We start from the raw sequence: 22,276 nt of genomic DNA on the forward strand, positions 1-22,276 counted from the left end.
AACCGGCTTTTTTCGACCGCGCGATACCCTTGAGTCATGGCAACACAACGCGCGCGGGAAAGCCCGCCAGTTAAGGCATATGCGGGCGTTTCAAATACTCTTCACTTTGCATTTCCTGCAGGCGCGATAAGCATCGCTGAAACTCAAACTTCAGTCGCTCCCCCTGATAGATGTCATACAGCGGCACCGCGGCGCTGACAACCAGCTTAACGTGGCGTTCATAGAACTCGTCCACCAGGGCGATAAACCGCCGGGCTTCACTCTCCAGCTGTATCGTCATCACCGGTACATCAAATAACATCACGGTATGAAACAGGCGTGAAAGCGCGATGTAATCGTGCTGGCTACGCGCATCCACGCACAATGTGGCAAACGAGGCCGCCAGCGTCTGGTTTTCGACGCCTAATGTCGGGAGCGATCGATGGTTAATTTCCAGCGTCGGCGTCTGCTCGCGTTTCGCGCCCGCTAATGCCAGCCACAGTTTATCCATCTGCTGTTGCGTCTGCGCGTCGAGAGGCGACAGCCACAGATGGGCCTGCGTCAGCGTGCGCAGGCGGTAATCAATGCCCGCGTCCACGTTCATAATGTCGCAATGCTGTTTAATCGCCTCGATTGCGGGCAGGAAGCGTGCGCGCTGCAGGCCGTTGCGGTAGAGCTCATCTGGCGGAATATTCGAGGTGGCCACCAGCGTGATGCCACGTGCGAACAGGGCTTTCATCAGACCGCCCAGCAGCATGGCGTCCGTAATATCGGAGACAAAGAACTCGTCGAAGCAGAGAACATCGGTTTCCGCCTTGAAGCGGTCGGCGAGGATTTCCAGCGGATCGCTATGTCCCTGCAGGGTAACCAGCTCTTCATGGACGCGCAGCATAAAGCGATGGAAGTGCAGGCGCTGCTTACGTTCTCCTGGCAGGCTATGATAAAACAGGTCCATCAGCCAGGTTTTCCCTCGCCCGACGCCCCCCCACATATAGAGGCCACGCACAGCCGCGGGCTCGACGGCAGGTTCGCGCTTACCCAGCAGCTTGCCGAATTTTGCTAGCAGGCCGCTGCTTTGCGGCGCCGGAGCGGGTTTCTTCTGCAGTTCATGATAGATAGTATCGAGGCGGCTTACCGCTTCTTGCTGGACGTCGTCAGGTTGATGACTGCCCTCTTTGAGAGCCAAAAGGTAACGCGATGTTGGGGACAGGCTTTGCATGATCTAATTGTTATTCCTTGAAAACCGTAATGCTGAAGCTCACGATTGACGAAAAAAAGGCCGTTCTACACTACGCGATGATACGCCAGGATTCCACTTCTGTGGAATTAGCGGTTATAGTGGCACTATCGGGCGCAGGCGGAGAGCCTTACAGAGCCACCCTACGGAACCACAAAACAACGGGAGATGTACATGACCTGGGAATATGCGCTAATTGGGCTAGTTGTCGGTATCATCATCGGTGCCGTCGCCATGCGTTTTGGCAACCGCAAATTACGTCAACAACAGGCGCTGCAGTTCGAACTGGAAAAAAATAAAACAGAGCTTGAAGAGTATCGTGAAGAGCTGGTCAGTCATTTTGCCCGCAGCGCTGAACTGCTGGATAACATGGCTGATGATTACCGCCAGCTGTATCAGCACATGGCAAAAAGCTCCAGCAGCCTGCTGCCGGATACCATGGCGGACGCAAACCCGTTCCGCAATCGCCTGGCGGAGTCAGAAGCCGGTAACGATCAAGCACCGGTCCAGATGCCACGCGATTATTCTGAAGGTGCATCTGGCCTGCTGCGCGGTGGCGCAAAACGCGACTGATTTATCCCTGCCAGCAAAAATATTATCCGGGCGCACTCTCTGCGCCCGCCTCAACCCTACATCCCAGCTATTATTTAATCATTGACCGCATTGTTAGCCGGTTGAAAATTCAATAACATCAGGCCATTCGGGACGTTTTTCCATCCACATCAGGTTACGAGAGCCAGCATCTAATGAAGAAACAGACTTTGCTGTTGAGTGCGTTAGCGTTAAGCATCGGGTTATCGTTGTCGGTTTTACCTACGGCTACGGCATCGTTACCCACGCAGGTACCCGGCCAGGGGGCGTTGCCAAGCCTTGCGCCGATGCTGGAAAAAGTGCTGCCCGCGGTCGTGAGCGTACAGGTTGAAGGGACCGCCGCCCCCGCGCAAAACATGCCGGAAGAGTTGAAAAAGTACTTTGGCGACAATGTACCTCAGGAGCAGGCTCAGCCTTTTGAAGGCCTGGGCTCCGGGGTCATCATCGATGCCGCCAAAGGCTATGTATTGACTAATAATCACGTGATCAGCCAGGCACAGAAAATCAGCGTTCAGCTCAACGATGGCCGCGAATTTGATGCGAAGCTGGTCGGCAGCGACGATCAGAGCGATATCGCCCTGCTGCAATTACAAAACCCCAGCCATCTGACGCAAATCGCGATCGCCGATTCCGATAAACTTCGCGTTGGCGATTTCGCCGTGGCCGTCGGGAATCCGTTTGGCCTCGGACAGACCGCCACATCCGGTATTATCTCCGCGCTCGGTCGCAGCGGGCTGAACCTTGAAGGGCTGGAGAACTTTATCCAGACCGATGCCTCCATCAACCGGGGGAACTCCGGCGGCGCGCTGCTGAACCTGAACGGCGAGCTGATTGGTATCAACACCGCGATTCTGGCGCCAGGTGGCGGCAGCATCGGCATTGGCTTTGCCATTCCGAGTAATATGGCGAAAACCCTCGCTCAACAGCTGATCCAGTTTGGCGAAATCAAACGCGGTCTGCTGGGAATTAAAGGCATGGAAATGAGCGCGGATATTGCCAAAGCGATGAATATTGACGCTCAGCGCGGGGCCTTCGTCAGCGAAGTCTTAGCAAACTCAGGTTCGGCGAAAGCCGGGATTAAGTCCGGCGACGTGATTGTCAGCATGAACGGCAAACCACTGAGCAGCTTTGCCGAACTGCGTTCGCGAATTGCCACGACCGAACCTGGCACCAAAGTGAAGCTGGGCCTGCTGCGCGACGGGAAACCGCTGGATGTCGAAGTCACTCTGGATAAGAGTACTTCGTCTACCGCCAGCGCCGAGCTCATCATCCCTGCGCTTCAGGGGGCATCGTTGAGCGACGGTCAAATGAAAGATGGCACCAAAGGCGTCGTCGTCGACAACGTTGATAAAAGTAGCCCGGCGGCGCAGGTTGGCCTGCATAAGGACGATATCATTATTGGCCTTAACCGCGAGCGCGTGCGCTCTATTGCCGAACTACGTAAAGTGCTGGAGAGCAAACCGGCGGTCATCGCCCTCAACATCATTCGCGGTAACGAAAGCATCTATCTGCTGCTGCGATAACACGTATTTCCGGACATCGCCCGCCGTGCGATGTCCGGATAACTCGTGCTATGCTGCGCATGTCCATCCATCAACGATACCGGTATCATGCCTGGAAAGTTTTTACGTTCTGTACTCATTGGTTTGATCGTCGGCGGCCTGCTTCTGGCCTTGATGCCTTCGCTGCGTCAATGGCATCTGTCGACGACAACCCAGTACGATAGCGCGGACGAATCGCCCGCCAGCTATAATTCTGCCGTTCGCCGCGCCGCGCCTGCGGTGGTCAACGTCTATAACCGCGCGCTGAACGGTACCAGCCATAATCAGTTGACTCTGGGTTCCGGCGTTATCATGGACCAGCGTGGCTATATCCTGACCAACAAACACGTCATCAATGATGCGGATCAGATTATTGTCGCCCTGCAGGATGGTCGCGTTTTTGAAGCCTTACTGGTTGGCTCTGACACCCTGACTGACCTGGCGGTTTTAAAAATTAACGCCAATGCCGGCCTGCCGGTCATTCCTATCAACCCGAAACGGGTCCCGCATATCGGTGATGTGGTCCTCGCGATTGGTAACCCTTACAACCTCGGTCAGACGATTACTCAAGGGATTATCAGCGCCACCGGTCGTATTGGTCTGAACCCTACCGGGCGACAAAATTTCCTGCAAACCGATGCATCAATCAACCATGGTAACTCCGGCGGCGCGCTGGTGAACTCGCTGGGCGAACTGATGGGCATCAACACACTGTCATTTGATAAAAGTAATGATGGTGAAACGCCGGAAGGGATCGGCTTTGCGATTCCCTTCCAGCTGGCAACCAAGATCATGGATAAGCTGATTCGCGATGGCCGTGTGATCCGCGGTTATATCGGTATCAGCGGCCGCGAGATTGCGCCGCTGCACGCTCAGGGCGGTGGCATCGATCAGCTGCAGGGCATTGTGGTTAATGACGTTGCCCCGGATGGTCCGGCGGCTCAGGCCGGTATCCGCGCCAATGACGTGATTATTTCGGTGAATGATAAACCGGCGGTTTCCGCCCTCGAAACCATGGACCAGGTCGCGGAAATCCGCCCCGGCTCAGAAATTCCGGTGGTTATCATGCGCGATGACAAAAAAATCACTCTGCATATTGCCGTTCAGGAATATCCGGCGACCAACTGACCGACATAAAAAAACCGGAGCCGCGGCTCCGGTTTTTTTATCGCATCGCCATTTATTTGTTGACGAAATCTTCGCCCATAGCGATATCTTTCTTCAGCGTATCCAGCATACCTTCCAGTGCCTGTTGCTCAAATGCGCTCAGCTTACCGAACGACTGACGCTCTTCGATACCGTTTTTGCCCAACAGTAATGGCTGCGAGAAGAAGCGCGCGTACTGACCATCGCCTTCAACATAAGCGCATTCGACCACGCCTTTCTCGCCCTGCATCGCACGCACTAAGGAAAGACCAAAGCGAGCGGCCGCCTGCCCCATAGAGAGCGTGGCAGAACCGCCACCTGCTTTGGCCTCAACAACTTCGGTACCAGCGTTCTGGATGCGTTTTGTCAAATCGGCGACTTCTTGCTCGCTGAAGCTCACGCCAGTAATCTGCGACAATAACGGCAGAATGGTCACGCCGGAGTGTCCGCCAATTACCGGCACTTCAACGTCGGATGCGGATTTACCTTTCAGCTCAGCCACAAAGGTATTCGAACGGATGATGTCCAGCGTAGTGACGCCAAACAGTTTGTTCTTATCGTAAACGCCCGCTTTTTTCAACACCTCTGCGGCAATGGCCACCGTCGTGTTCACCGGGTTAGTAATGATGCCAATGCAGGCTTGAGGACAGGTTTTCGCTATCTGCTGTACCAGGTTCTTCACGATACCCGCGTTAACGTTAAACAAATCGGATCGGTCCATGCCTGGTTTACGGGCTACACCAGCAGAAATCAGCACCACATCAGCCCCAACAAGCGCTGGAGTTGCGTCTTCACCGGAGAAACCTTTGATTTTTACATCGGTAGGGATATGGCTAAGATCAACCGCCACGCCCGGCGTGACCGGAGCAATGTCGTACAACGAGAGTTCTGAACCTGAAGGCAGTTGGGTCTTAAGTAGTAGGGCAAGCGCCTGGCCGATTCCACCAGCGGCGCCGAGGACTGCAACTTTCATCCTAAACTCCTTATTATGGTTAATATAGTCTTTCGTTACTCCGTCGCCTGGACCTTAATTCACAAGATGAACAATTACAATAAGTATGGTTAAAGAATGCGTTCTGGTGCGCAGCGATCCATCCGCTTTACATTTTATCCCCAAGACTGACCATCCAGCAAAAGGTAGTACCGGATCGACTGTTGGTTACAATACACCCAGTTTATTCGGCAAAACAACATCATTCTCATAACATTTGATTTACTTTTACAGCGATTTACGCCCTGTGATGAAGGCATGTTCCTTAGCAGGGTTATTTGCTAAAATATGCCCCCTTCATAACATTATTTACTTTATCCTCCCGCGGATTATTTGCATAAAAATTCATTACTATGCATAATGATGTTGTTTTTACCACCATAATTTGGGTGACTTATGCGAAGTTCGGCAAAACAAGAAGAACTGGTTAAAGCGTTTAAACTGCTGCTGAAGGAAGAAAAGTTCAGCTCTCAGGGTGAGATCGTCCAGGCGCTGCAGGAAGAAGGTTTCGATAATATCAACCAATCGAAAGTCTCCCGCATGTTGACTAAATTTGGCGCGGTTCGTACCCGTAACGCCAAAATGGAGATGGTCTATTGCCTGCCTGCCGAACTTGGCGTTCCGACGACCTCCAGCCCGCTGAAAAACCTCGTGCTCGATATCGACTATAACGATGCCGTCGTGGTTATTCGCACCAGCCCGGGGGCAGCGCAACTAATTGCTCGCCTGCTGGACTCTCTCGGAAAATCGGAAGGTATCCTCGGTAGCATTGCCGGCGATGACACCATCTTCACGACCCCGGCCAGAGGCTTCACCGTCAAAGATCTATACGACGCAATTCTCGTTCTGTTTGAACAGGAACTCTGAGGGCCTCCCCTCTGGTTCCGACCAGAGGGCCTTTTCAAAAATGTTGCATTTCTTTAACATTTAGTGTGATTTTCGGCCTCTATACATACATTTACCGAATGAACGGGCCATAAGCGCACAAAATATCAAAATATCTTATCTATATGATTTTAATCGCTATCTAAGTCTTATGTAGCGAGTAAATGACATTTCTAATTCTTATACGTTATAAAAAAGACAATTCTTTGTAATTATTTACTCGCAAAATGATTAGCAGAGTATTAATATTTTTGGTTATTAGTGTATACTTGATTTTGTGATGAGGGTCACGAAACAAAGAGCCCTCAATAACAAGATTCGACGAGGTAAACATCATGAAAATCAAAACATCTGTAGCTGAACTAAGCATCCTGTCTGTTCTGTCTTTTGGCGCTTTCGCCGCTGATTCTATCAACAGCGATCAGGCGCAAGACCGTCAGTCAATCGGTACCATTTCCGTCGGCGCGGTGAGTGCTTCCCCGATGGATATGCATGAAATGCTGAACAAGAAAGCCCAGGAAGAAGGTGCATCTTCTTATCGCATTATCGAAGCCCGTACCGGTGACCACTGGCACGCGACGGCAGAGCTTTATAAATAAGACGTAACGATTGTCGGTTACTAACTGAATACGAATAATTTCCAGCGGCCCAGGTCTATTTACAGCCTCCTGCCGCTGCAACAAATGGTTGGAGTAAAATTTATGAAACGTTCAATGATCATCGCATCCCTGGGCCTGGCCTCCGTCCTCTCCTTCGGCGCCAGCGCCGCCGTACATCAGGTCAACGAGGAACAAGCTCAAAACCTGCAGTCGCTGGGCACCATCTCTGTTTCTCAGGTAGGCAGCGCCCCGATGGATATGCGCCATGAACTGGCGGCTAAAGCCGAAAAAGAAGGCGCAAGCAGCTACCGTATTATTGAAGCCCGTACCGGCGATAGCTGGCACGCTACAGCTGAGTTGTACAAATAAACCCTCGTCGTCTTGTCCGACGACTTGCCCCCGCCTGTCGGGGGCTTTTTTATGCTTGCCGGGCGTTAAACCTTAGCTCCCCTTCCAGCTCTTCTTCCGCTTCATCAAACAGCAATATCAAGGCGCCAAAGCGCCGACGCTGTTTATCGCTTAAGTGAATAAACTCAATCTCCAGTGGCAGCGGTAGCAGACCGCCGGTTACGGCTTCCCACAATGAGTCCAGATTGTTCACCTGCTCGCGGTTGAGCGAGAAGATCCGTGAAAACTCACGATAGAAATCCTGCTGATCGGCTATATCATCAAAATCAAATGTATAGATAGTCATCGCCTACACCCTGTCAACATCGCGCTATTGCCACCCGCCAATACATCCCTGCGTACACGTGCCGGGGCTCTCTCCCGGCTTCCCTGAACGAAACGCGAATATCCCCGATGATTAAGTATAGTGATAAAAAAACCGACGCTTTAGCGTCGGTTCAGGTTTAGCTATTGGTCAATACATGCTGATACTTACGTAACATATCCACCAGCCGTCGGACCGGTTCCGTCACCGCAGGTGACGCCTCCCAGACCCGCAGTTTTTCCTGATAAACGTCCAGCTCTTCTAACAAACGAGCGAAATAATGACGTCGTTTATCATCACTGACTGCGGAAATCACATGGTCTGCGGTGCGTCGCAGCTGGCGGTGAAATGCCGACAGATCGTCGTTCACCGGCACAGGCGCATCCCGCAGACGCTGATGGGCAATAATCAGGGTCAGCGCCAGGCGGAAACGGGCGATATCACCGGGAAACTTATTCAACAGTAGGAACAACTGCCGATAAAGCGCTGGCAAATGGTTCTCTTTACGACGCGCAGTATTGGTCGTCAGCGATGAAACCGCTGCCAAAACAAACTGATTCAGCAGCACACGCCCGGTACGCGCTTGTGAATTATCCCGCACCAGCAGAATCACCATCAGCGCAAGAAAACAACCGACGATCTGGCCCAACGCGCTATCAAGAAACTGGCTGAACTGAAACTGCATCGGGTTATCCAGTACCAGAATGTTGATGGTACTCGCCAGCGCTCCCAGCGATCCCAGCCGCCGTTTTTGTACCTCAATACCGATAAAGAACGCCATCGCCGCCAGGCTGATACACAGCAACAGCATGCTCTGCTGCGTGGCGGGCATAATCACCAGGAAAAACAACGCCCCCAGTGGTAAGGCCGCCAGCGTACCGTAGAGAAAATCTATCGCCACCATTCGAGGGTTTGGCAGGCGCATGGCAAGCGACGTCACCACCGCAATCATCACCATCGCCCCGCTGCCGGAGGTCCAGCCGGTCCACAGCCAGAACAACGTCCCAAGAATGCAGGAAATGGAGGTGCGCCAGAAGTTGACCATCGCATGATGATGCTCGGCGGAACCCGCCTTTATTACCACTTCCCCCCGCAGCACTTCATCTTCAACCCGGCTAATCCTGGTATTGCCAACCACGCCGCGCTTCAACAGCAGATAGCGTGTCGCGGCGCCAACCCAGCTGTAAATCGTTACCGGCGTATTGTGCTCCCCTTTCCAGGTCAGAAAGCGGCGCATTCTTTTCAGCTGTCGATGGACATCCTGCACGGTTTCAACCGGCTCGGCAAACAGCTCACGGTAATCATTGGTCACGATTTCCGGGTGCGAATTCTGGATCAGGTACGTTTCGCAGGACTGGGTAATCAGCGTTAAAGAAAGAGTATTAATGGCCTTCAAACGCTGATTGGCCCGGGCCCAGCGCGAGGACTCCATGATAAGGTTGCCGCGCATTCCTTCCAGCGCGCTGGTCCGACGCACCAGTGCCCCCCATGCTTTATCAACCACTTCGCTATCGCCATGCGCCACGCAAAGCTGCATCAGGCGGTACTGTTCGACCAGCAGGTTATCCAGCTCAAGATCGATCTCTTTCTTAATCGAGCGAGGGGAAAATAGCAGATCCGCCATGATGGCGCTGACAATGCCCACCACAATCTCGCTACAACGCTCAACGGCAAACTGCGGCGCCAGCATCGGGTCGGTATGAATGGTGATAACAATGATAAGCGCGGTATAGCCTGCCAGCCCCCAGGCGTAGGAGTTTTCGACGCGAACCAGCGAAGAGATCCAGGTGCAGAACCCCGCCCACACACAGCACACCAGCATCATCAACAGCGGCGCGCGAATCATCAGAATGATTATCGCCAGCGCGGCAATACAGCCGATAAACGTCCCGGCGATACGCAGCATCCCACGATAGCGGATGGCGCCAGAATAAGGTTCTCCACCGGCGGCAAACGCGGGACCGGCGGTGACAATAGCCGCGGTGAGCACCGCCCAACGCGGCGTTTCCAGTTGAAAGTGGAAGCCGACAAAGAGTGCCAGCACCAGCGCGCACGCTAATTTAATCGCGAAGCGAAGGTGCCGGGGATAAATGGTGAAGATCCCCATGGCGATTAACCAAACTCACGCAGGCGCATCGCCAGTTTCTGGAAAAAGTTCACCCGGGTTGTATCACGGTCTTCTTTACCGGTAATCACTACCGTCGCGGTTGTCCCCGCTGGCCACAGATTGCCCTGCTGCTTGTCGAGTCGAATACGGACCGGCACGCGCTGAGCCAGGCGAACCCACTCAAGGTTAGAGTCCACGGAAGCCATCCCTTTGGCGTCGCTGCTGCTGCTGGCGTTGGTCACCCCGGCGGCGATGCTGTCCACCGTACCTTTAATCGAGCGACTGCTTCCCAGCGGAGTAATTTCCGCACGGTAGCCCTGACGTACTCCTTCCAGTTTGGTCTCTTCGAGGTAGGCCACCACGTAAAAGCTATCTTGTTTCACCAGTGCCACGGCTGTCGAGCCACGGGTAATAAATTCACCGTTGTAAACGTTGAGGTTAGTCACCCAACCATCGGCCGGCGAGCGGACAACTGTGCGTTCAAGATCGAGCTTAGCCAGATCCCGGCTGGCCACGGCTTTCGCCAGCTGATGTTCTACCGTTTGTAAGACGTTATTGGCCTGGTCTATCTCTTCTCGAGACATCGCCTGTACACCCAGCTTATTACGGCGGCCGGCTTCAACACGTTTTTCCTGCGCCAGAGTCTGGTAGTAGTAAACGTCGGCCTGAGCTTCTTCGAGGGCTTTCTGATAACGCGGCTGGTCAATCACAAACAAAACCTGGTCTTTCTTAACCAGCTGGTTATCCTTGATATTTACCTGCGAAATCAGCCCGGAAACATCGGGTGCGATGGCCACGATGTCGGCGCTGAATCGCGCGTCACGTGTCCAGGGAGACGCGGTGTAATAGACCCAGGCGCGAAAAATCGCGACAAATGCCAGGATAACCAGTATCACAGTGATTGCGGTACGGAAGATATTTCTTGTTAGTGTTTTCACATCGACCTCAAACGAACAAACGCGATATCAGATAAAAAAGGCAGCAATATAACGCGGTATTAAACAGTGCAGGGTGCCAGACAAAATCATAGATGCCGGTGGGAACCAGCAGTCGGTTAACCAGCCAGAAGATGGCCAGCGAGATTAGCAACTCAAAGAAGATCGGCGGAAACGACAAGCCGAAAATCACGATGACAGGAAACAGACTCATAATGACCTTGGTAAGAAGCGTACAGGTGATATGGTGAAGCGTTTATTATGTAGCTAACAATATAGTAACGTAACAATTGCAGCATGATCTATATTATGTGATCTAAATCACTTTTAAGTCAGAGTGAATAATGGAACGATTAAAACGCATGTCCGTTTTTGCCAAAGTGGTTGAACTTGGTTCATTTACCGCCACGGCACACCAGCTCCAGATGAGCGTTTCATCCATCAGCCAGACTGTCGCCAAACTGGAAGATGAACTCCAGGTGAAGCTGCTTAACCGCAGCACCCGCAGCCTTGGCTTAACAGAAGCCGGTAAGATCTATTACCAGGGCTGCCGACGAATGTTGTTCGAAGCGCAGGACGTCCATGAGCAACTGTACGCGTTTAATAATACGCCTATCGGTACGCTGCGCGTCGGCTGCTCCTCAACTATGGCACAGAATGTCCTCGCCCACATTACCGCCGGAATGCTGAAAGAGTACCCGGGTTTATCCGTCAACCTGGTCACCGGAATTCCTGCGCCGGATCTGATTGCTGACGGCCTGGATGTGGTGATCCGTGTCGGGGCATTGCAGGATTCCAGTCTCTTTTCACGCCGGCTTGGCTCGATGCCGATGGTGCTCTGCGCAGCGAAAAGCTACCTACAGCAGGCGGGCATCCCGGAAAAACCGGCCGATCTCACCAGCCATTCGTGGCTTGAGTATAGCGTGCGCCCTGATAATGAATTTGAAATTATCGCCCCGGAAGGGATCTCAACCAAACTGATCCCACAGGGCCGCTTTGTTACCAATGACCCCATGACGCTGATACGCTGGCTGACCGCAGGCGTTGGTGTGGCTTATGTCCCGCTGATGTGGGCAATCGAAGAGATCAACCGAGGCGAGCTGGAGATCCTGCTGCCAAGCTACCAGTCCGATCCTCGCCCGGTGTACGCGGTGTATACCGAAAAAGACAAGCTACCGTTGAAGGTTCAGGTCTGCATTAATTCGCTGACGGAGTATTTCGTCGAGGTGGCAAAAATTTACCAGGGGATGCACGGAAGGGGAATTTCCCGCTAGCGGCAACACCAAAGAAGGAGTGTCGCCGGTGCAGGCTGCGCCTCCACAAGATGCGGAAGCGCACTCAAAACACTCAGGCGGTTCCGCCAACGGTAAGGTTATCGACTCTCAGCGTCGGTTGGCCAACGCCTACCGGCACGCTCTGGCCCTCTTTACCGCACACGCCGACACCGCTATCAAGCTTCAGATCGTTACCAACCATGGAAATTTGCTGCATCGCTTCAATCCCGGAACCGATCAGAGTCGCGCCCTTCACCGCTTTCGTGACCTTACCTTTTTCGATCAGGTAGGCTTCTGAAGTGGAGAACACAAACTTACCGGAGGTGATATCGACCTGACCGCCGCCAAAGTTAGGGGCATAGATACCATAATCAACCGATTCAATAATTTCCTGCGGCGTCGATTTACCTGCCAGCATGTAGGTATTCGTCATACGCGGCATCGGCAGATGGGCGTACGACTCGCGACGACCGTTACCGGTCGGGGCAACCCCCATCAGGCGCGCGTTGAGTTTGTCCTGCATGTAGCCTTTCAGGATACCGTTCTCAATCAGTACGTTGTACTGGCCCGGCGTCCCTTCGTCATCAACGGCCAACGAGCCGCGGCGATTGGCAATGGTGCCATCATCCACTACGGTGCACAATTCGGAAGCCACCAGCTCCCCCATATGGCCGCTGAACACCGAGGTACCGCGACGGTTGAAATCGCCTTCCAGGCCGTGCCCTACCGCTTCATGCAGCAACACGCCGGGCCAGCCCGCACCCAGCACCACCGGCAGCATGCCCGCCGGGGCGGCAACGGCAGACAAATTCACCAGCGCCATACGTACCGCTTCTTTCGCCCAGGCATCGGCACGGACTTCACCCCCTTCGGCTGCCAGGAAATAATCATAGCCAAAACGTCCGCCGCCGCCGCTGGAGCCGCGTTCGCGTTTACCGTCGTCTTCCACCAGCACACTGACTGACAGACGCACCAGCGGACGAACGTCCGCCGCTAATGTACCATCGGTCGCGGCAACCAAAATCAATTCATATACACCGCTCAGGCTGGCGGACACTTCCTGTACGCGTTTATCAGCGGCGCGAGCGGCTTTATCGACGCGACGCAGAATATCCAGTTTCTCTTCGCGGCTCATACTTTGTAGCGGATCGATACTGGTATACAGAGTGCTGTATTCTACCGCTCCCAGGGTGCGCACTTTGCCGTCACCGCTATCGCGCACGATGGTGCGGGCCGCCTGCACGCTCTGTTCCAGCGCCAGCCGGCTGATTTGGTCGGCATAAGCAAAACCCGTTTTCTCGCCACTGACCGCACGCACGCCGACGCCCTGGTCAATATTGTACGAACCATCTTTAATGATGCTGTCTTCCAGAACCCAAGATTCGTGATAGCTCGACTGAAAATAGAGGTCGCCGTAATCCAGACGGCGCTCGGCCAACTGGCCAAGAATGGCAAAAAGATCCTGATGATTCAGGCCATTTGCTGACAGTAATTGTTCACTTACCAGGTTCAGGCTCATCGTTATGCTACTCGTTTGTTGCCGCACGTCAGGCGGAAATAAAAAACGCTATCCATTGAGAGTGCGGTAATTCCCCGCAATCGTCAAATCATTGCTTTTTGTCGCTGCGCGCCTGGCGTAGGACTTCATTGATCTGCGGCTGATCGATAGTGCCAGTGATGCGATAACGCAGGATAGAGACTTTGTTCCACAGCGGCCCCAGCACTTTACTGGCGGCAAACACCGCGGCGCCAACTATTGGGTTAATCACAAACGCGGTCGCCACACCAACGGTCGCCGAAATTTCCGGGGCCACGACGGCCTGCATATCAAGCTGGCGGCGTACCAGGTCAACCGAGCCCTTCATGGCGATATCCGCCTCGAGGCCATCCACCAGCGTATCATCCGTATTCAGCACGCCGTCTTTAATCCATGCCGTGCTGTTGATCGAGTCAAAGTAGAAGCCTTCACTAAAAGTATCGCTAAAGTCGAAACGCAGCTTACGCAGTAGCGCATCGACGCTCAACAGACGCAACAACTGCCCTGCATGACCGGTGCTGATGTCGGTAAACTCGCCTTTTCCGAGATGGCTTTTCAGCACCCCATTGAGCGATGCCACATCCGGCTGCCACGGCGGTGCGCGCCAGTGCAAATCGTAATCGACATCGAACGACGCCCCTTTCACCGGCGTTGAAATACCGAAGAAGCTGGCGAAGGAATCGGTTTTATTCCCATGCAGTTTACCTTTCAGCGACGTCCGCACGCCGCCGGGGGCATTGACCCATACGCCATCGGAGGTCAGACGGCCAAAACCGGTATCCACCAGCCCGTTAGCCAGCGTCAGGGTATCGCCTTTAATGGAGAAATCGCCGTCGATCCGCCCGTATTTTTGTCCCCATAGCCAACACTCTGCGCAGCGCAACTGGAGATCCGGCCAACCGCGAAAATCAAGGCGGTTACCGTCCAGCGGGCTCGCCCCGCTGGACGCTTCACCACTCTTCTGAGCGGCCACGGGATTGTAATACAGGTAGCGAATGGCAGCCTGCCAGGGGGCATTTTGACGCAGTGTCAAAGAGGCATTGATTTCCCGCCCCTGGGCTTCAATCTTCGAGCCCCCGGCATCCGGTTGGGTTACCAGACTCACGTTGTTCCAGTTCTGGCCAGCAAACGTCAGTGACGGCGTGCGCAATGTAATCCGTTCCGGGAAGAGAATACTGCTGCTGACTTCATTGACTGCGCCGCCCTGGAAAAGCGCCAGCCACTCCGCGCCATCCATCGGTGGCATATTCAGCTCAACGCCAGCCTGATCCGGCAGCGGAGAAATGGCTTTGCTATCGGAAGTTAAAATCGCCCGGTCCAGCGTCAGTTTACGGTTCAGCAGCCAGCGGCTGTTGAAATGATTTTTGCCGCCGATCGCGCCGGTCAACTCGAAGCTGTTTAACCCACCCTGGACATTAATTTTTACCGGCAGCGGCACCCCCGCCTTTTTATCGACCGGAGAAGGTAAGTCGCTACTTACATTTTTCAGATCGCCTTTAATATCAACCTTATAGCTCGCATTCCCATGATACGGCAGCTCAATTGCCACCTTACCGTCCCACGGCACGCTACCGCTAACGGCATTATTGACTGCTTTTGGCAGAAAACCGGTACGCGACGGCTGCCAGTTGGCGTTCATTCCAACGTTGACCTGGAAGGCTTTAGGTCCCTCGGTGGTGGAAAAATCGAGATTCAGCGGCTGATTAAACCAACTGGCTTTCAGGGGCTCGCTCTTCAGATCGCCATTGATAAAGCTGAACTTGCCGGTCAGATCATGCAACGTTGTATCAATCGGTTTGATAAACAGGCTGTTGTTCACCAGATTGACATCGCCTTTCGCGGTGGTCAGCTCGCCATCGAGCGGGATATCAAGATGTAAGCGAGCACTTACATTCCCATCCAGTTGTAGCTCATCCAGCGCCGAACCCAACGTCTCTTTCAGAGGCGTCTCTTTAAAATAGGGGCCGACATCTTTCCCTCGGCCATTGATATCGGCATCAATAAGCAGTTTTTCCCGCGAATAATCGGGGATAACCGCATCAAGATTGCTGGCGGAGACATTACCCAGCATCACCTTATCGACCTTCATCCATAAACCATTATTGATAAAGTCGAGGTTGATATCCAGCCCGGTTAATGCCGGCCAGTTGGGTTGAAAGGCAAAAGTGGCGTTGGTTAATGGCACCGAAACCTGGAACTGGCCTTCGTTATGCAGATACGGGAACAGGTGCGGATTACCGCCGTAAACCAGAGTCGCGTTGGTCGACTGCCCGCCTTTGATTGCGCCGCTGAGATAATCCACCAGCGCTTTTCCCATCAGGTTCTCCGGGAAATAGCGCCATGCCTGACCGCCGTCATTGGTGCTGATCCCCGCCAGAATCCCCAGCCAGGGTTCATCACCCTGCGGCTGTAAATAACGGAATCCTCCCCGCGCACGCACCCCGGTCGCCTGCACGTCAATGTTGCGCCCGTCGAGCATAAAACCTTTGTCATTCTTCACCCAACTGAGGGTGGCATCTCCTTTGGCGATTTCCAGCGGGGCGCGGAAGACCGTGGCATAAGGCATTTTTGCCTCGCGCATACTGGCGTGCAGAGTACCGTTCTCCACACTACCGGCAACGCTACCGGAGAAATGCTCGGCCCCGGGCAGCAGCTTCCACTGTTTCCAGGAGAACTCGCTCCAGCTGGCCTGGAAACGGGATTTCTCCGCCGCCTGCAGCGGAATATCCAGCGCCAGAAGATCGATTTTGCCAGCAGGTTGCGTGGTGCGCCAGACCTCTCCCAGCTCAGGGGCCAGCTTATCGACAATAGGTTGCAGCCCAGTCAAGCCATTCAGATCGAGGTTACTGGCGCGGACACGCAGCTCATCGCTACGCGCGTGGTCATCGCCGCCGACATCCTGTGCCGGGATCCACGCCATTGCCAGCGCGCCGCGTGGCCAGGCTTTGCCATCGATCGAGATACGCGTATCCGGGATATGGAAGCCCCAGCCCTGCTTTTCGCGGAAGATATGAGCCGTCAGATTATCTACCGTCAATCGATGGGGCTGATCATCTCCCCGCCAGCTGGCGCCGCCCTTCTTCAACCAGACATCGCCGCTGGCGATATCGCCTTTGTCGATGGTCATCCAGCCTTCAAGGCTAAAGCGCGCCTTTTGCAACGCAATATTGTCCTGCATCCAGCGACCCAGCCACGGCTTGACGTCAATATCGTCCGCCTGTAGCCATACACGCCCTTTGTTCAGCAAGCCATTTTCATCACGCAGATCCATTCGTACCTGCATCACCCCATGCTGGCCGTTCAGACTGGAGAGGCTCAGTTGCCCTTCCGCACGATGGCGGTTATTTGTGTTCAGCCAGGTGAGCTGCGGAACCGCTAATTCCGCACGTTGCCCGGAAATGGTCACGAAACTCAAATGGCTATCGCGCAGAATAAAGTGGTCGAACTGGCGCAGGAAAAGATCGCCAATATGGTCGGTTTTCAGGCTATCATCGCCATCATTGGTCTGGATTGGCGAATTGGTATGGATTTTCAGTTGCCAGAAGGTGAGGTCGCGGAACTGCCAGCGCATGTGCAGCAGACTTTGCCAGACATCCAGCGCCAGAGTGACCCGTTTAACAGAGAGCTGACCGCCGTCTTTCAGACCAGCTGAGACATCGCGAACGTCGAGCGTCGGACCAAAATTTTCCCAGCGAGCCGTTAGCTGTGAAGCATTGACCGGCGAGCCTGAAATCGCAGAGATTTTTTCCAGCAGTTGCGGACGCCATGTGTCCAGCTGCGGCAAAACGAGACGCAGGCCGCTCACCAGCAGTGCGACGACAACGGTCAATGTTGCCGCGGTGAGCAGTAATATCCCGGGCAGTCGCCTCACGCCTCTCTCCTTGTCTGACTTTTGCACGTCATCCGTCTATTTGCCTCCGCGTCAGCGGCGTTGACTTCCGGGATAAGGCGCCGTTTAGCCATACTCCCGGGCACCAGAACAGAGGCAAACCAGATGTTTACATCATAACGACATCGAACTGCTCTTGATTATAAAGCGGTTCAATTTGTACTTTGACCTGTTTGCCGACAAAGATTTCGACTTCCGCCAGCGCGTGCGACTCTTCCCCTTTCAGGGTTTCCGCAACCGCAGGAGAAGCATAGACCAGGAAACGATCGGAATCGTAGGCATGATGCACACGCACAATCTCACGCATGATTTCATAACACACCGTTTCCACTGATTTCACCGTACCGCGTCCGTGGCAGGTAGGGCAATCCTTACACAATACGTGCTCAACGCTTTCACGAGTTCGCTTACGGGTCATCTCTACCAGGCCAAGCTGGGAAAAGCCGTTAATGCTGGTTTTGACCCGATCTTTACTCAACGCCTGTTCCAGTGAATGCAATACCCGGCGGCGGTGATCTTCATTATTCATATCAATGAAATCAATGATGATAATCCCGCCCAGGTTACGCAGACGCAGTTGGCGGGCAATGGCCTGGGTCGCCTCAATATTGGTATTAAAAATCGTATCGTCGAGATTGCGGTGACCAACAAATGCCCCGGTATTGATGTCCACGGTGGTCATCGCTTCGGTTTGATCGATAACCAGATAGCCGCCGGACTTCAGCTCCACCTTACGCTCCAGCGCGCGCTGTATTTCGTTCTCCACGTCAAAAAGATCGAAAATTGGCTGCCGGCCACTGTAATGCTCCAGCTTGCTGGTCATTTCCGGCATATATTCAGCGGTAAACTCGACCAGCGATTCATACGTCAGGCGGGAATCGACGCGAATACGATCCAGGTGCTCATCGGCAAAATCGCGCAGCACGCGCTGAGCCAGTGCCAGTTCACCATACAGCTGATAACGGGTCTGCTGACGTTTTTTGCGCTCCATGACCTTAGTCCATACGCGCTTGAGGTAGGCCGCATCGGCGGCTAACTCCTGTTCGTGCACCCCTTCTGCGGCGGTACGGATGATAAAACCGCCCTGCTCATCGCAGTAGTCGGCCACCACCTTCTTTAACCGCTCGCGTTCAGCTTCACTCTCGATACGTTGTGACACGCCGACGTGAGAAGCCCCAGGCATGAATACCAGATAGCGGGAAGGTAGCGTAATGTCCGTCGTCAGGCGGGCGCCTTTCGTGCCGAGCGGATCTTTCACCACCTGAACCATCAGGTCCTGGCCCTGACGAACGAGTTCGGAAATATCGCGCACCGTAAACTGCTTTTGTTCTTCCCCGGCCACGCATTCGGTATGCGGCATAATATCTGACGCATGCAGAAATGCGGCCTTATCCAGGCCAATATCTACAAAAGCCGCCTGCATCCCCGGCAGTACACGACTGACACGACCTTTGTAGATATTGCCTACGATTCCGCGCCGCGCTTCACGCTCAATATGAATTTCCTGAAGAATACCGCCATCGATGTACGCAACACGCGTCTCCGATGGCGTTACATTAACCAATAATTCTGCCGTCATCTTTATCCCTTTTCTTCACGCAGTGAGTTAAAGTTACTCAGCAACTCATACGTTTCTACCAGCGGTAAGCCGACCACGGCGTGATAGCTGCCATTAATCTTCCTGACGAAACAGCCACCCAACCCTTGAATACCGTATGCGCCTGCTTTGTCCAGCGGTTCGCCGCTGGCCACATAGCTGGCAATATCCTGTTCTGAGAGCAGGCGAAAGGTCACTTCCGTCACCACCAGACAATCCAGCGTCAACTGCTTATCCGCCAGCGCCACGGCCGTCATGACCTGATGCGTCTTACCGGAAAGCATACGCAGCATCTCTGCAGCGTGTCCGGCATCGCGTGGTTTTTCAAGCACTTCGCCGTTCAGAATGACAATGGTATCCGCCCCCAGCACCGGCAGATCACGCGCAGCCAGTGCGACACCCGCCTGTGCTTTCTCGCGCGCCAGACGCACAACATAGTGCCCGGCACTCTCCTGCGGCAGGCGTCGTTCTTCAATACCGGGAACCAGACGTTCAAAAGAAAACCCTAGCTGCGTCAGCAGTTCCTGCCGACGTGGAGAACCTGAAGCAAGATACAGAGTCGTCATATCAACCTTATTGCACCGCAAATTGCTGACGGACTTTCCGCATCAGCAGAAATAACCATGGCCAGAGCACGCCGTTTACTACACTACTCCAGAACACTTCCGGACGGAAAGAGACGTTGATCACTAAAAACTCTGCCCAGAAAACAACGATATCCACAGCAAGGGATAGCATCACCACCACCAGCGCCTGCTGCCAGAGCGCCAGGTTGCGAAACAGCTGATATTTCAGCGCCACCAGATAAGCGATGATACTTAACGATAGCGCACGAACGCCCAGTGTCGAGCCACTGATGAGATCGAGGATAGTCCCCATGACAAAACCGGTGCCTACGTTCACCCTATGCGGTAAGGCGAGGATCCAGTAAAGCAGGATCAGGAACACCCAGTTTGGCCGAAAGACGGTCAGGTCCGTCGGCCAGGGCATGACCTGCAGCAATAGCGCAATAAGAAACGAGAGCCAGATAACCCAGCGTCCCTGGCTTCGATAACTTGCCACTATTGCCCCCCTGCTGGCAGAGGTTGCGAAGACGGCGTCATGCCAGTTGCCGGCGTCGGCATTTGCGGCCCCATCGCATCCGGTGCCGGCAGAACCTGCGGCATCATCTGCATCAGGCGCTCATTGGCGACACGGTGCACTTCTTCCGGCGTCATCGGGTTTGCCCCGTTACGATCGGCCCCCCACAGCAGCAGGAGATAGCGCAGACGCTGCAGACCCGCCGTTGGGCGCGCCTGAATGACCGTATACGCACGCTGCGTGTCGAGCTTCACAGAAGAAACCACGCCGACCGGATAGCCTTCAGGGAAGCGGCCACCGAGACCAGAGGTCACCAGCACATCGCCGACGCGAATATCGGTGTTCGCCGGCAGGTGCTCCAGTTGCAAATCGTCTGTGCACCCGTTACCCGCCGCAATCACGCGAATATCATTGCGCAGAACCTGAATCGGCAATGCATGTGTCGCGTCGCAGATGAGCAGCACGCGGCTGGTTAACTTCGCCACCGCCACGACCTGACCAACAACGCCTTTGTCGCTGATCACCGGCTGACCTTCATACACGCCGTTAACACTGCCCTTATCAATGACAACCTGATCGCTATAAGGATCGTTAACCGTAGAGATGACCTGAGTCACCATTTTCTGCTCATCCTGGCGCAGCGGCGAGCCCAGCAGCTCGCGCAGACGCGCGTTCTCCTGTTTGTACTGACCCAGCATCAGCAAATCGCTGTTCTTCAGCAGCAGTTCCTGACGCAACGCGCGGTTTTCCAGTTCGAGCTGATCGCGGGTTGCCAGCGTTTGCGATACGCTGTCCAGCAATTCCCGGGGACCATTTGAGATAAAGTAGAAAGGGCTGACGGCAGTGTCCATGTACGTTCGGATCTGACTGAACGTACCCAGGCGGCTGTCGGCGATAATCACGCCAAGCGCCACCAAAACCGCCAGGATAAGGCGAATCTGTAGCGACGGACCACGGCTAAAAATTGGCTTCATAGGCTATGCGTATTCTCGTGTCAGTTAAGACCAAGGGTAGCTTTTGAGGCTACCCTGGACCTTCGACTGACTACTCTTCGCTGAACAAGTCGCCGCCGTGCATGTCGATCATTTCCAGCGCTTTACCGCCGCCACGCGCGACGCAAGTCAGTGGATCTTCTGCAACCACGACAGGAATACCTGTCTCTTCCATCAACAGACGGTCGAGGTTGCGCAGCAGGGCGCCACCGCCGGTCAGAACCATACCACGCTCGGAGATATCGGAAGCCAGCTCCGGCGGACACTGTTCCAGCGCGACCATGACCGCGCTGACGATACCGGTCAGCGGTTCCTGCAGCGCTTCGAGAATTTCGTTCGAGTTCAGAGTAAAGCCGCGTGGCACGCCTTCTGCCAGGTTACGGCCGCGAACTTCGATTTCACGCACTTCATCGCCCGGATACGCCGAACCGATTTCATGCTTGATACGTTCAGCCGTCGCTTCACCGATGAGGGAGCCGTAGTTACGACGCACATAATTAATCACGGCTTCATCGAAACGGTCACCACCGATACGAACGGAAGAGGAATAAACCACGCCGTTCAGGGAGATAACCGCCACTTCTGTGGTACCGCCACCAATATCCACCACCATAGAACCGGTCGCTTCAGAAACCGGTAAGCCTGCGCCGATCGCAGCCGCCATCGGCTCTTCAATCAGGAAGACTTCACGAGCGCCAGCGCCCTGAGCAGATTCACGAATCGCACGACGCTCAACCTGGGTTGCACCGACCGGTACACACACCAGAACTCGCGGGCTTGGACGCATGAAACTATTGCTATGCACCTGTTTGATAAAGTGTTGGAGCATTTTTTCGGTAACGAAGAAGTCGGCGATAACGCCGTCTTTCATCGGGCGAATCGCCGCGATGTTGCCCGGTGTACGCCCGAGCATCTGCTTCGCTTCATGACCAACAGCAGCGACGCTTTTCGGCGAGCCGGCACGATCCTGACGAATGGCCACAACGGAAGGCTCATTCAATACGATGCCTTGTCCTTTCACATAAATCAGGGTATTCGCGGTACCCAGGTCAATGGACAGGTCATTGGAAAACATGCCACGAAATTTTTTTAACATACTAAGGGATAATCCTGAAAGCTGGGGCGGAAAACAAAATCCGCTTACTTTACCAACCACACGCAGCAGCGACAAGGCGCAAAAATCA

20 protein-coding genes are annotated in these 22,276 nt (G+C 54.2%); 7 read left to right on the plus strand and 13 right to left on the minus strand.

The annotated features are described in order from the left end of the window. Positions 1–70: 70 nt before the first annotated feature. Positions 71–1,198, minus strand: a complete 1,128-nt coding sequence (gene zapE / locus ACZAHD_RS03120) for a cell division protein ZapE (protein WP_462455491.1) — start codon at positions 1,196–1,198, stop codon at positions 71–73. A gap of 192 nt (positions 1,199–1,390) precedes the next feature. On the opposite strand from zapE, the gene zapG reads away from it, so the two are divergent. The 3 genes from zapG to degS all read left to right on the plus strand — a co-directional run bounded on the left by zapG (position 1,391) and on the right by degS (position 4,476). Next, positions 1,391–1,789: a Z-ring associated protein ZapG gene (gene zapG / locus ACZAHD_RS03125; protein WP_004868227.1), complete on the plus strand. Its 399-nt coding sequence runs from the start codon at positions 1,391–1,393 to the stop codon at positions 1,787–1,789. Positions 1,790–1,962: 173 nt separating this feature from the next. Then, complete coding sequence (degQ, locus tag ACZAHD_RS03130) at positions 1,963–3,330, plus strand: serine endoprotease DegQ (RefSeq protein ID WP_462455492.1); 1,368 nt, start codon at positions 1,963–1,965, stop codon at positions 3,328–3,330. Positions 3,331–3,417: 87 nt separating this feature from the next. Further along, positions 3,418–4,476: an outer membrane-stress sensor serine endopeptidase DegS gene (gene degS / locus ACZAHD_RS03135; protein WP_462455493.1), complete on the plus strand. Its 1,059-nt coding sequence runs from the start codon at positions 3,418–3,420 to the stop codon at positions 4,474–4,476. A 52-nt stretch (positions 4,477–4,528) separates the two neighbouring features. On the opposite strand, the gene mdh is transcribed toward degS, so the two are convergent. Continuing rightward, positions 4,529–5,467 carry a malate dehydrogenase gene (gene mdh, locus ACZAHD_RS03140; RefSeq protein WP_462455494.1) on the minus strand — a complete coding sequence of 313 codons (939 nt, stop codon included), beginning with the start codon at positions 5,465–5,467 and terminating at the stop codon, positions 4,529–4,531. Positions 5,468–5,881: 414 nt separating this feature from the next. Between mdh and argR the strand changes: the two genes are divergently transcribed. The 3 genes from argR (at position 5,882) to yhcN-B (ending at position 7,338) form a co-directional block, all read left to right on the plus strand. Then, positions 5,882–6,352 carry a transcriptional regulator ArgR gene (argR, locus tag ACZAHD_RS03145; RefSeq protein WP_462455495.1) on the plus strand — a complete coding sequence of 157 codons (471 nt, stop codon included), beginning with the start codon at positions 5,882–5,884 and terminating at the stop codon, positions 6,350–6,352. A gap of 353 nt (positions 6,353–6,705) precedes the next feature. Continuing rightward, complete coding sequence (yhcN, locus tag ACZAHD_RS03150) at positions 6,706–6,969, plus strand: peroxide/acid stress response protein YhcN (RefSeq protein ID WP_462455496.1); 264 nt, start codon at positions 6,706–6,708, stop codon at positions 6,967–6,969. Between the two features lie 102 nt (positions 6,970–7,071). Continuing rightward, positions 7,072–7,338, plus strand: coding sequence for a DUF1471 family stress response protein YhcN-B (yhcN-B, locus tag ACZAHD_RS03155; protein WP_462455497.1), 267 nt, complete (start codon positions 7,072–7,074; stop codon positions 7,336–7,338). A 49-nt stretch (positions 7,339–7,387) separates the two neighbouring features. Here yhcN-B and ACZAHD_RS03160 read toward each other — a convergent pair whose 3' ends face one another. From ACZAHD_RS03160 to aaeX, 4 genes are all read right to left on the minus strand, one after another. Then, positions 7,388–7,663 (minus strand): barstar family protein, encoded by a 276-nt coding sequence (locus ACZAHD_RS03160; protein ID WP_462455498.1) that lies wholly within the window; start codon positions 7,661–7,663, stop codon positions 7,388–7,390. 157 nt (positions 7,664–7,820) lie between these two features. Beyond that, positions 7,821–9,788 (minus strand): p-hydroxybenzoic acid efflux pump subunit AaeB, encoded by a 1,968-nt coding sequence (gene aaeB, locus ACZAHD_RS03165; protein ID WP_462455499.1) that lies wholly within the window; start codon positions 9,786–9,788, stop codon positions 7,821–7,823. A gap of 5 nt (positions 9,789–9,793) precedes the next feature. Next, a complete protein-coding gene (gene aaeA, locus ACZAHD_RS03170; protein WP_462455500.1) occupies positions 9,794–10,726 on the minus strand; it encodes a p-hydroxybenzoic acid efflux pump subunit AaeA in 933 nt (310 codons plus the stop codon). A 7-nt stretch (positions 10,727–10,733) separates the two neighbouring features. Continuing rightward, positions 10,734–10,937, minus strand: coding sequence for a p-hydroxybenzoic acid efflux pump operon protein AaeX (gene aaeX / locus ACZAHD_RS03175; RefSeq protein ID WP_462455501.1), 204 nt, complete (start codon positions 10,935–10,937; stop codon positions 10,734–10,736). Between the two features lie 130 nt (positions 10,938–11,067). Between aaeX and aaeR the strand changes: the two genes are divergently transcribed. Then, on the plus strand, positions 11,068–11,997 hold the full coding sequence (gene aaeR / locus ACZAHD_RS03180) for an HTH-type transcriptional activator AaeR (RefSeq protein ID WP_462455502.1): 930 nt from the start codon (positions 11,068–11,070) through the stop codon (positions 11,995–11,997). Positions 11,998–12,070: 73 nt separating this feature from the next. Here the strand turns inward: aaeR and tldD are convergent, their stop codons facing one another. From tldD to mreB, 7 genes are all read right to left on the minus strand, one after another. Then, positions 12,071–13,516 carry a metalloprotease TldD gene (tldD, locus tag ACZAHD_RS03185; RefSeq protein WP_462455503.1) on the minus strand — a complete coding sequence of 482 codons (1,446 nt, stop codon included), beginning with the start codon at positions 13,514–13,516 and terminating at the stop codon, positions 12,071–12,073. Positions 13,517–13,604: 88 nt separating this feature from the next. Next, a complete protein-coding gene (yhdP, locus tag ACZAHD_RS03190; protein WP_462455504.1) occupies positions 13,605–17,405 on the minus strand; it encodes an AsmA2 domain-containing protein YhdP in 3,801 nt (1,266 codons plus the stop codon). A 127-nt stretch (positions 17,406–17,532) separates the two neighbouring features. After that, positions 17,533–19,002, minus strand: coding sequence for a ribonuclease G (rng, locus tag ACZAHD_RS03195; RefSeq protein ID WP_032690542.1), 1,470 nt, complete (start codon positions 19,000–19,002; stop codon positions 17,533–17,535). 2 nt (positions 19,003–19,004) lie between these two features. Beyond that, positions 19,005–19,586 carry a Maf family protein gene (locus tag ACZAHD_RS03200; RefSeq protein WP_462455505.1) on the minus strand — a complete coding sequence of 194 codons (582 nt, stop codon included), beginning with the start codon at positions 19,584–19,586 and terminating at the stop codon, positions 19,005–19,007. A gap of 7 nt (positions 19,587–19,593) precedes the next feature. Then, positions 19,594–20,082 (minus strand): rod shape-determining protein MreD, encoded by a 489-nt coding sequence (gene mreD / locus ACZAHD_RS03205; RefSeq protein ID WP_462455506.1) that lies wholly within the window; start codon positions 20,080–20,082, stop codon positions 19,594–19,596. Then, on the minus strand, positions 20,082–21,074 hold the full coding sequence (gene mreC, locus ACZAHD_RS03210; RefSeq protein ID WP_462455507.1) for a rod shape-determining protein MreC: 993 nt from the start codon (positions 21,072–21,074) through the stop codon (positions 20,082–20,084). The genes mreD and mreC overlap by 1 nt, the downstream gene beginning before the upstream one ends. Positions 21,075–21,144: 70 nt before the next feature. Beyond that, on the minus strand, positions 21,145–22,188 hold the full coding sequence (mreB, locus tag ACZAHD_RS03215) for a rod shape-determining protein MreB (protein WP_002918653.1): 1,044 nt from the start codon (positions 22,186–22,188) through the stop codon (positions 21,145–21,147). Positions 22,189–22,276: the final 88 nt, after the last annotated feature.

Origin of the sequence: Raoultella sp. (assembly GCF_039594335.1) — a bacterium.
Lineage (GTDB): Bacteria > Pseudomonadota > Gammaproteobacteria > Enterobacterales > Enterobacteriaceae > Klebsiella.

Excerpts from the sequence above, each read along its gene's own strand:
- aaeX (WP_462455501.1), bottom strand. The coding sequence starts at position 10,937 with ATGAGTCTGTTTCCTGTCATCGTGATTTTCGGCTTGTCGTTTCCGCCG.
- aaeR (WP_462455502.1), top strand. The coding sequence starts at position 11,068 with ATGGAACGATTAAAACGCATGTCCGTTTTTGCCAAAGTGGTTGAACTT.
- yhcN-B (WP_462455497.1), top strand. The coding sequence starts at position 7,072 with ATGAAACGTTCAATGATCATCGCATCCCTGGGCCTGGCCTCCGTCCTC.
- yhcN (WP_462455496.1), top strand. The coding sequence starts at position 6,706 with ATGAAAATCAAAACATCTGTAGCTGAACTAAGCATCCTGTCTGTTCTG.
- mreB (WP_002918653.1), bottom strand. The coding sequence starts at position 22,188 with ATGTTAAAAAAATTTCGTGGCATGTTTTCCAATGACCTGTCCATTGAC.
- mdh (WP_462455494.1), bottom strand. The coding sequence starts at position 5,467 with ATGAAAGTTGCAGTCCTCGGCGCCGCTGGTGGAATCGGCCAGGCGCTT.
- rng (WP_032690542.1), bottom strand. The coding sequence starts at position 19,002 with ATGACGGCAGAATTATTGGTTAATGTAACGCCATCGGAGACGCGTGTT.
- mreC (WP_462455507.1), bottom strand. The coding sequence starts at position 21,074 with ATGAAGCCAATTTTTAGCCGTGGTCCGTCGCTACAGATTCGCCTTATC.
- zapG (WP_004868227.1), top strand. The coding sequence starts at position 1,391 with ATGACCTGGGAATATGCGCTAATTGGGCTAGTTGTCGGTATCATCATC.
- ACZAHD_RS03160 (WP_462455498.1), bottom strand. The coding sequence starts at position 7,663 with ATGACTATCTATACATTTGATTTTGATGATATAGCCGATCAGCAGGAT.
- degS (WP_462455493.1), top strand. The coding sequence starts at position 3,418 with ATGCCTGGAAAGTTTTTACGTTCTGTACTCATTGGTTTGATCGTCGGC.
- tldD (WP_462455503.1), bottom strand. The coding sequence starts at position 13,516 with ATGAGCCTGAACCTGGTAAGTGAACAATTACTGTCAGCAAATGGCCTG.
- zapE (WP_462455491.1), bottom strand. The coding sequence starts at position 1,198 with ATGCAAAGCCTGTCCCCAACATCGCGTTACCTTTTGGCTCTCAAAGAG.
- ACZAHD_RS03200 (WP_462455505.1), bottom strand. The coding sequence starts at position 19,586 with ATGACGACTCTGTATCTTGCTTCAGGTTCTCCACGTCGGCAGGAACTG.
- degQ (WP_462455492.1), top strand. The coding sequence starts at position 1,963 with ATGAAGAAACAGACTTTGCTGTTGAGTGCGTTAGCGTTAAGCATCGGG.
- argR (WP_462455495.1), top strand. The coding sequence starts at position 5,882 with ATGCGAAGTTCGGCAAAACAAGAAGAACTGGTTAAAGCGTTTAAACTG.
- aaeB (WP_462455499.1), bottom strand. The coding sequence starts at position 9,788 with ATGGGGATCTTCACCATTTATCCCCGGCACCTTCGCTTCGCGATTAAA.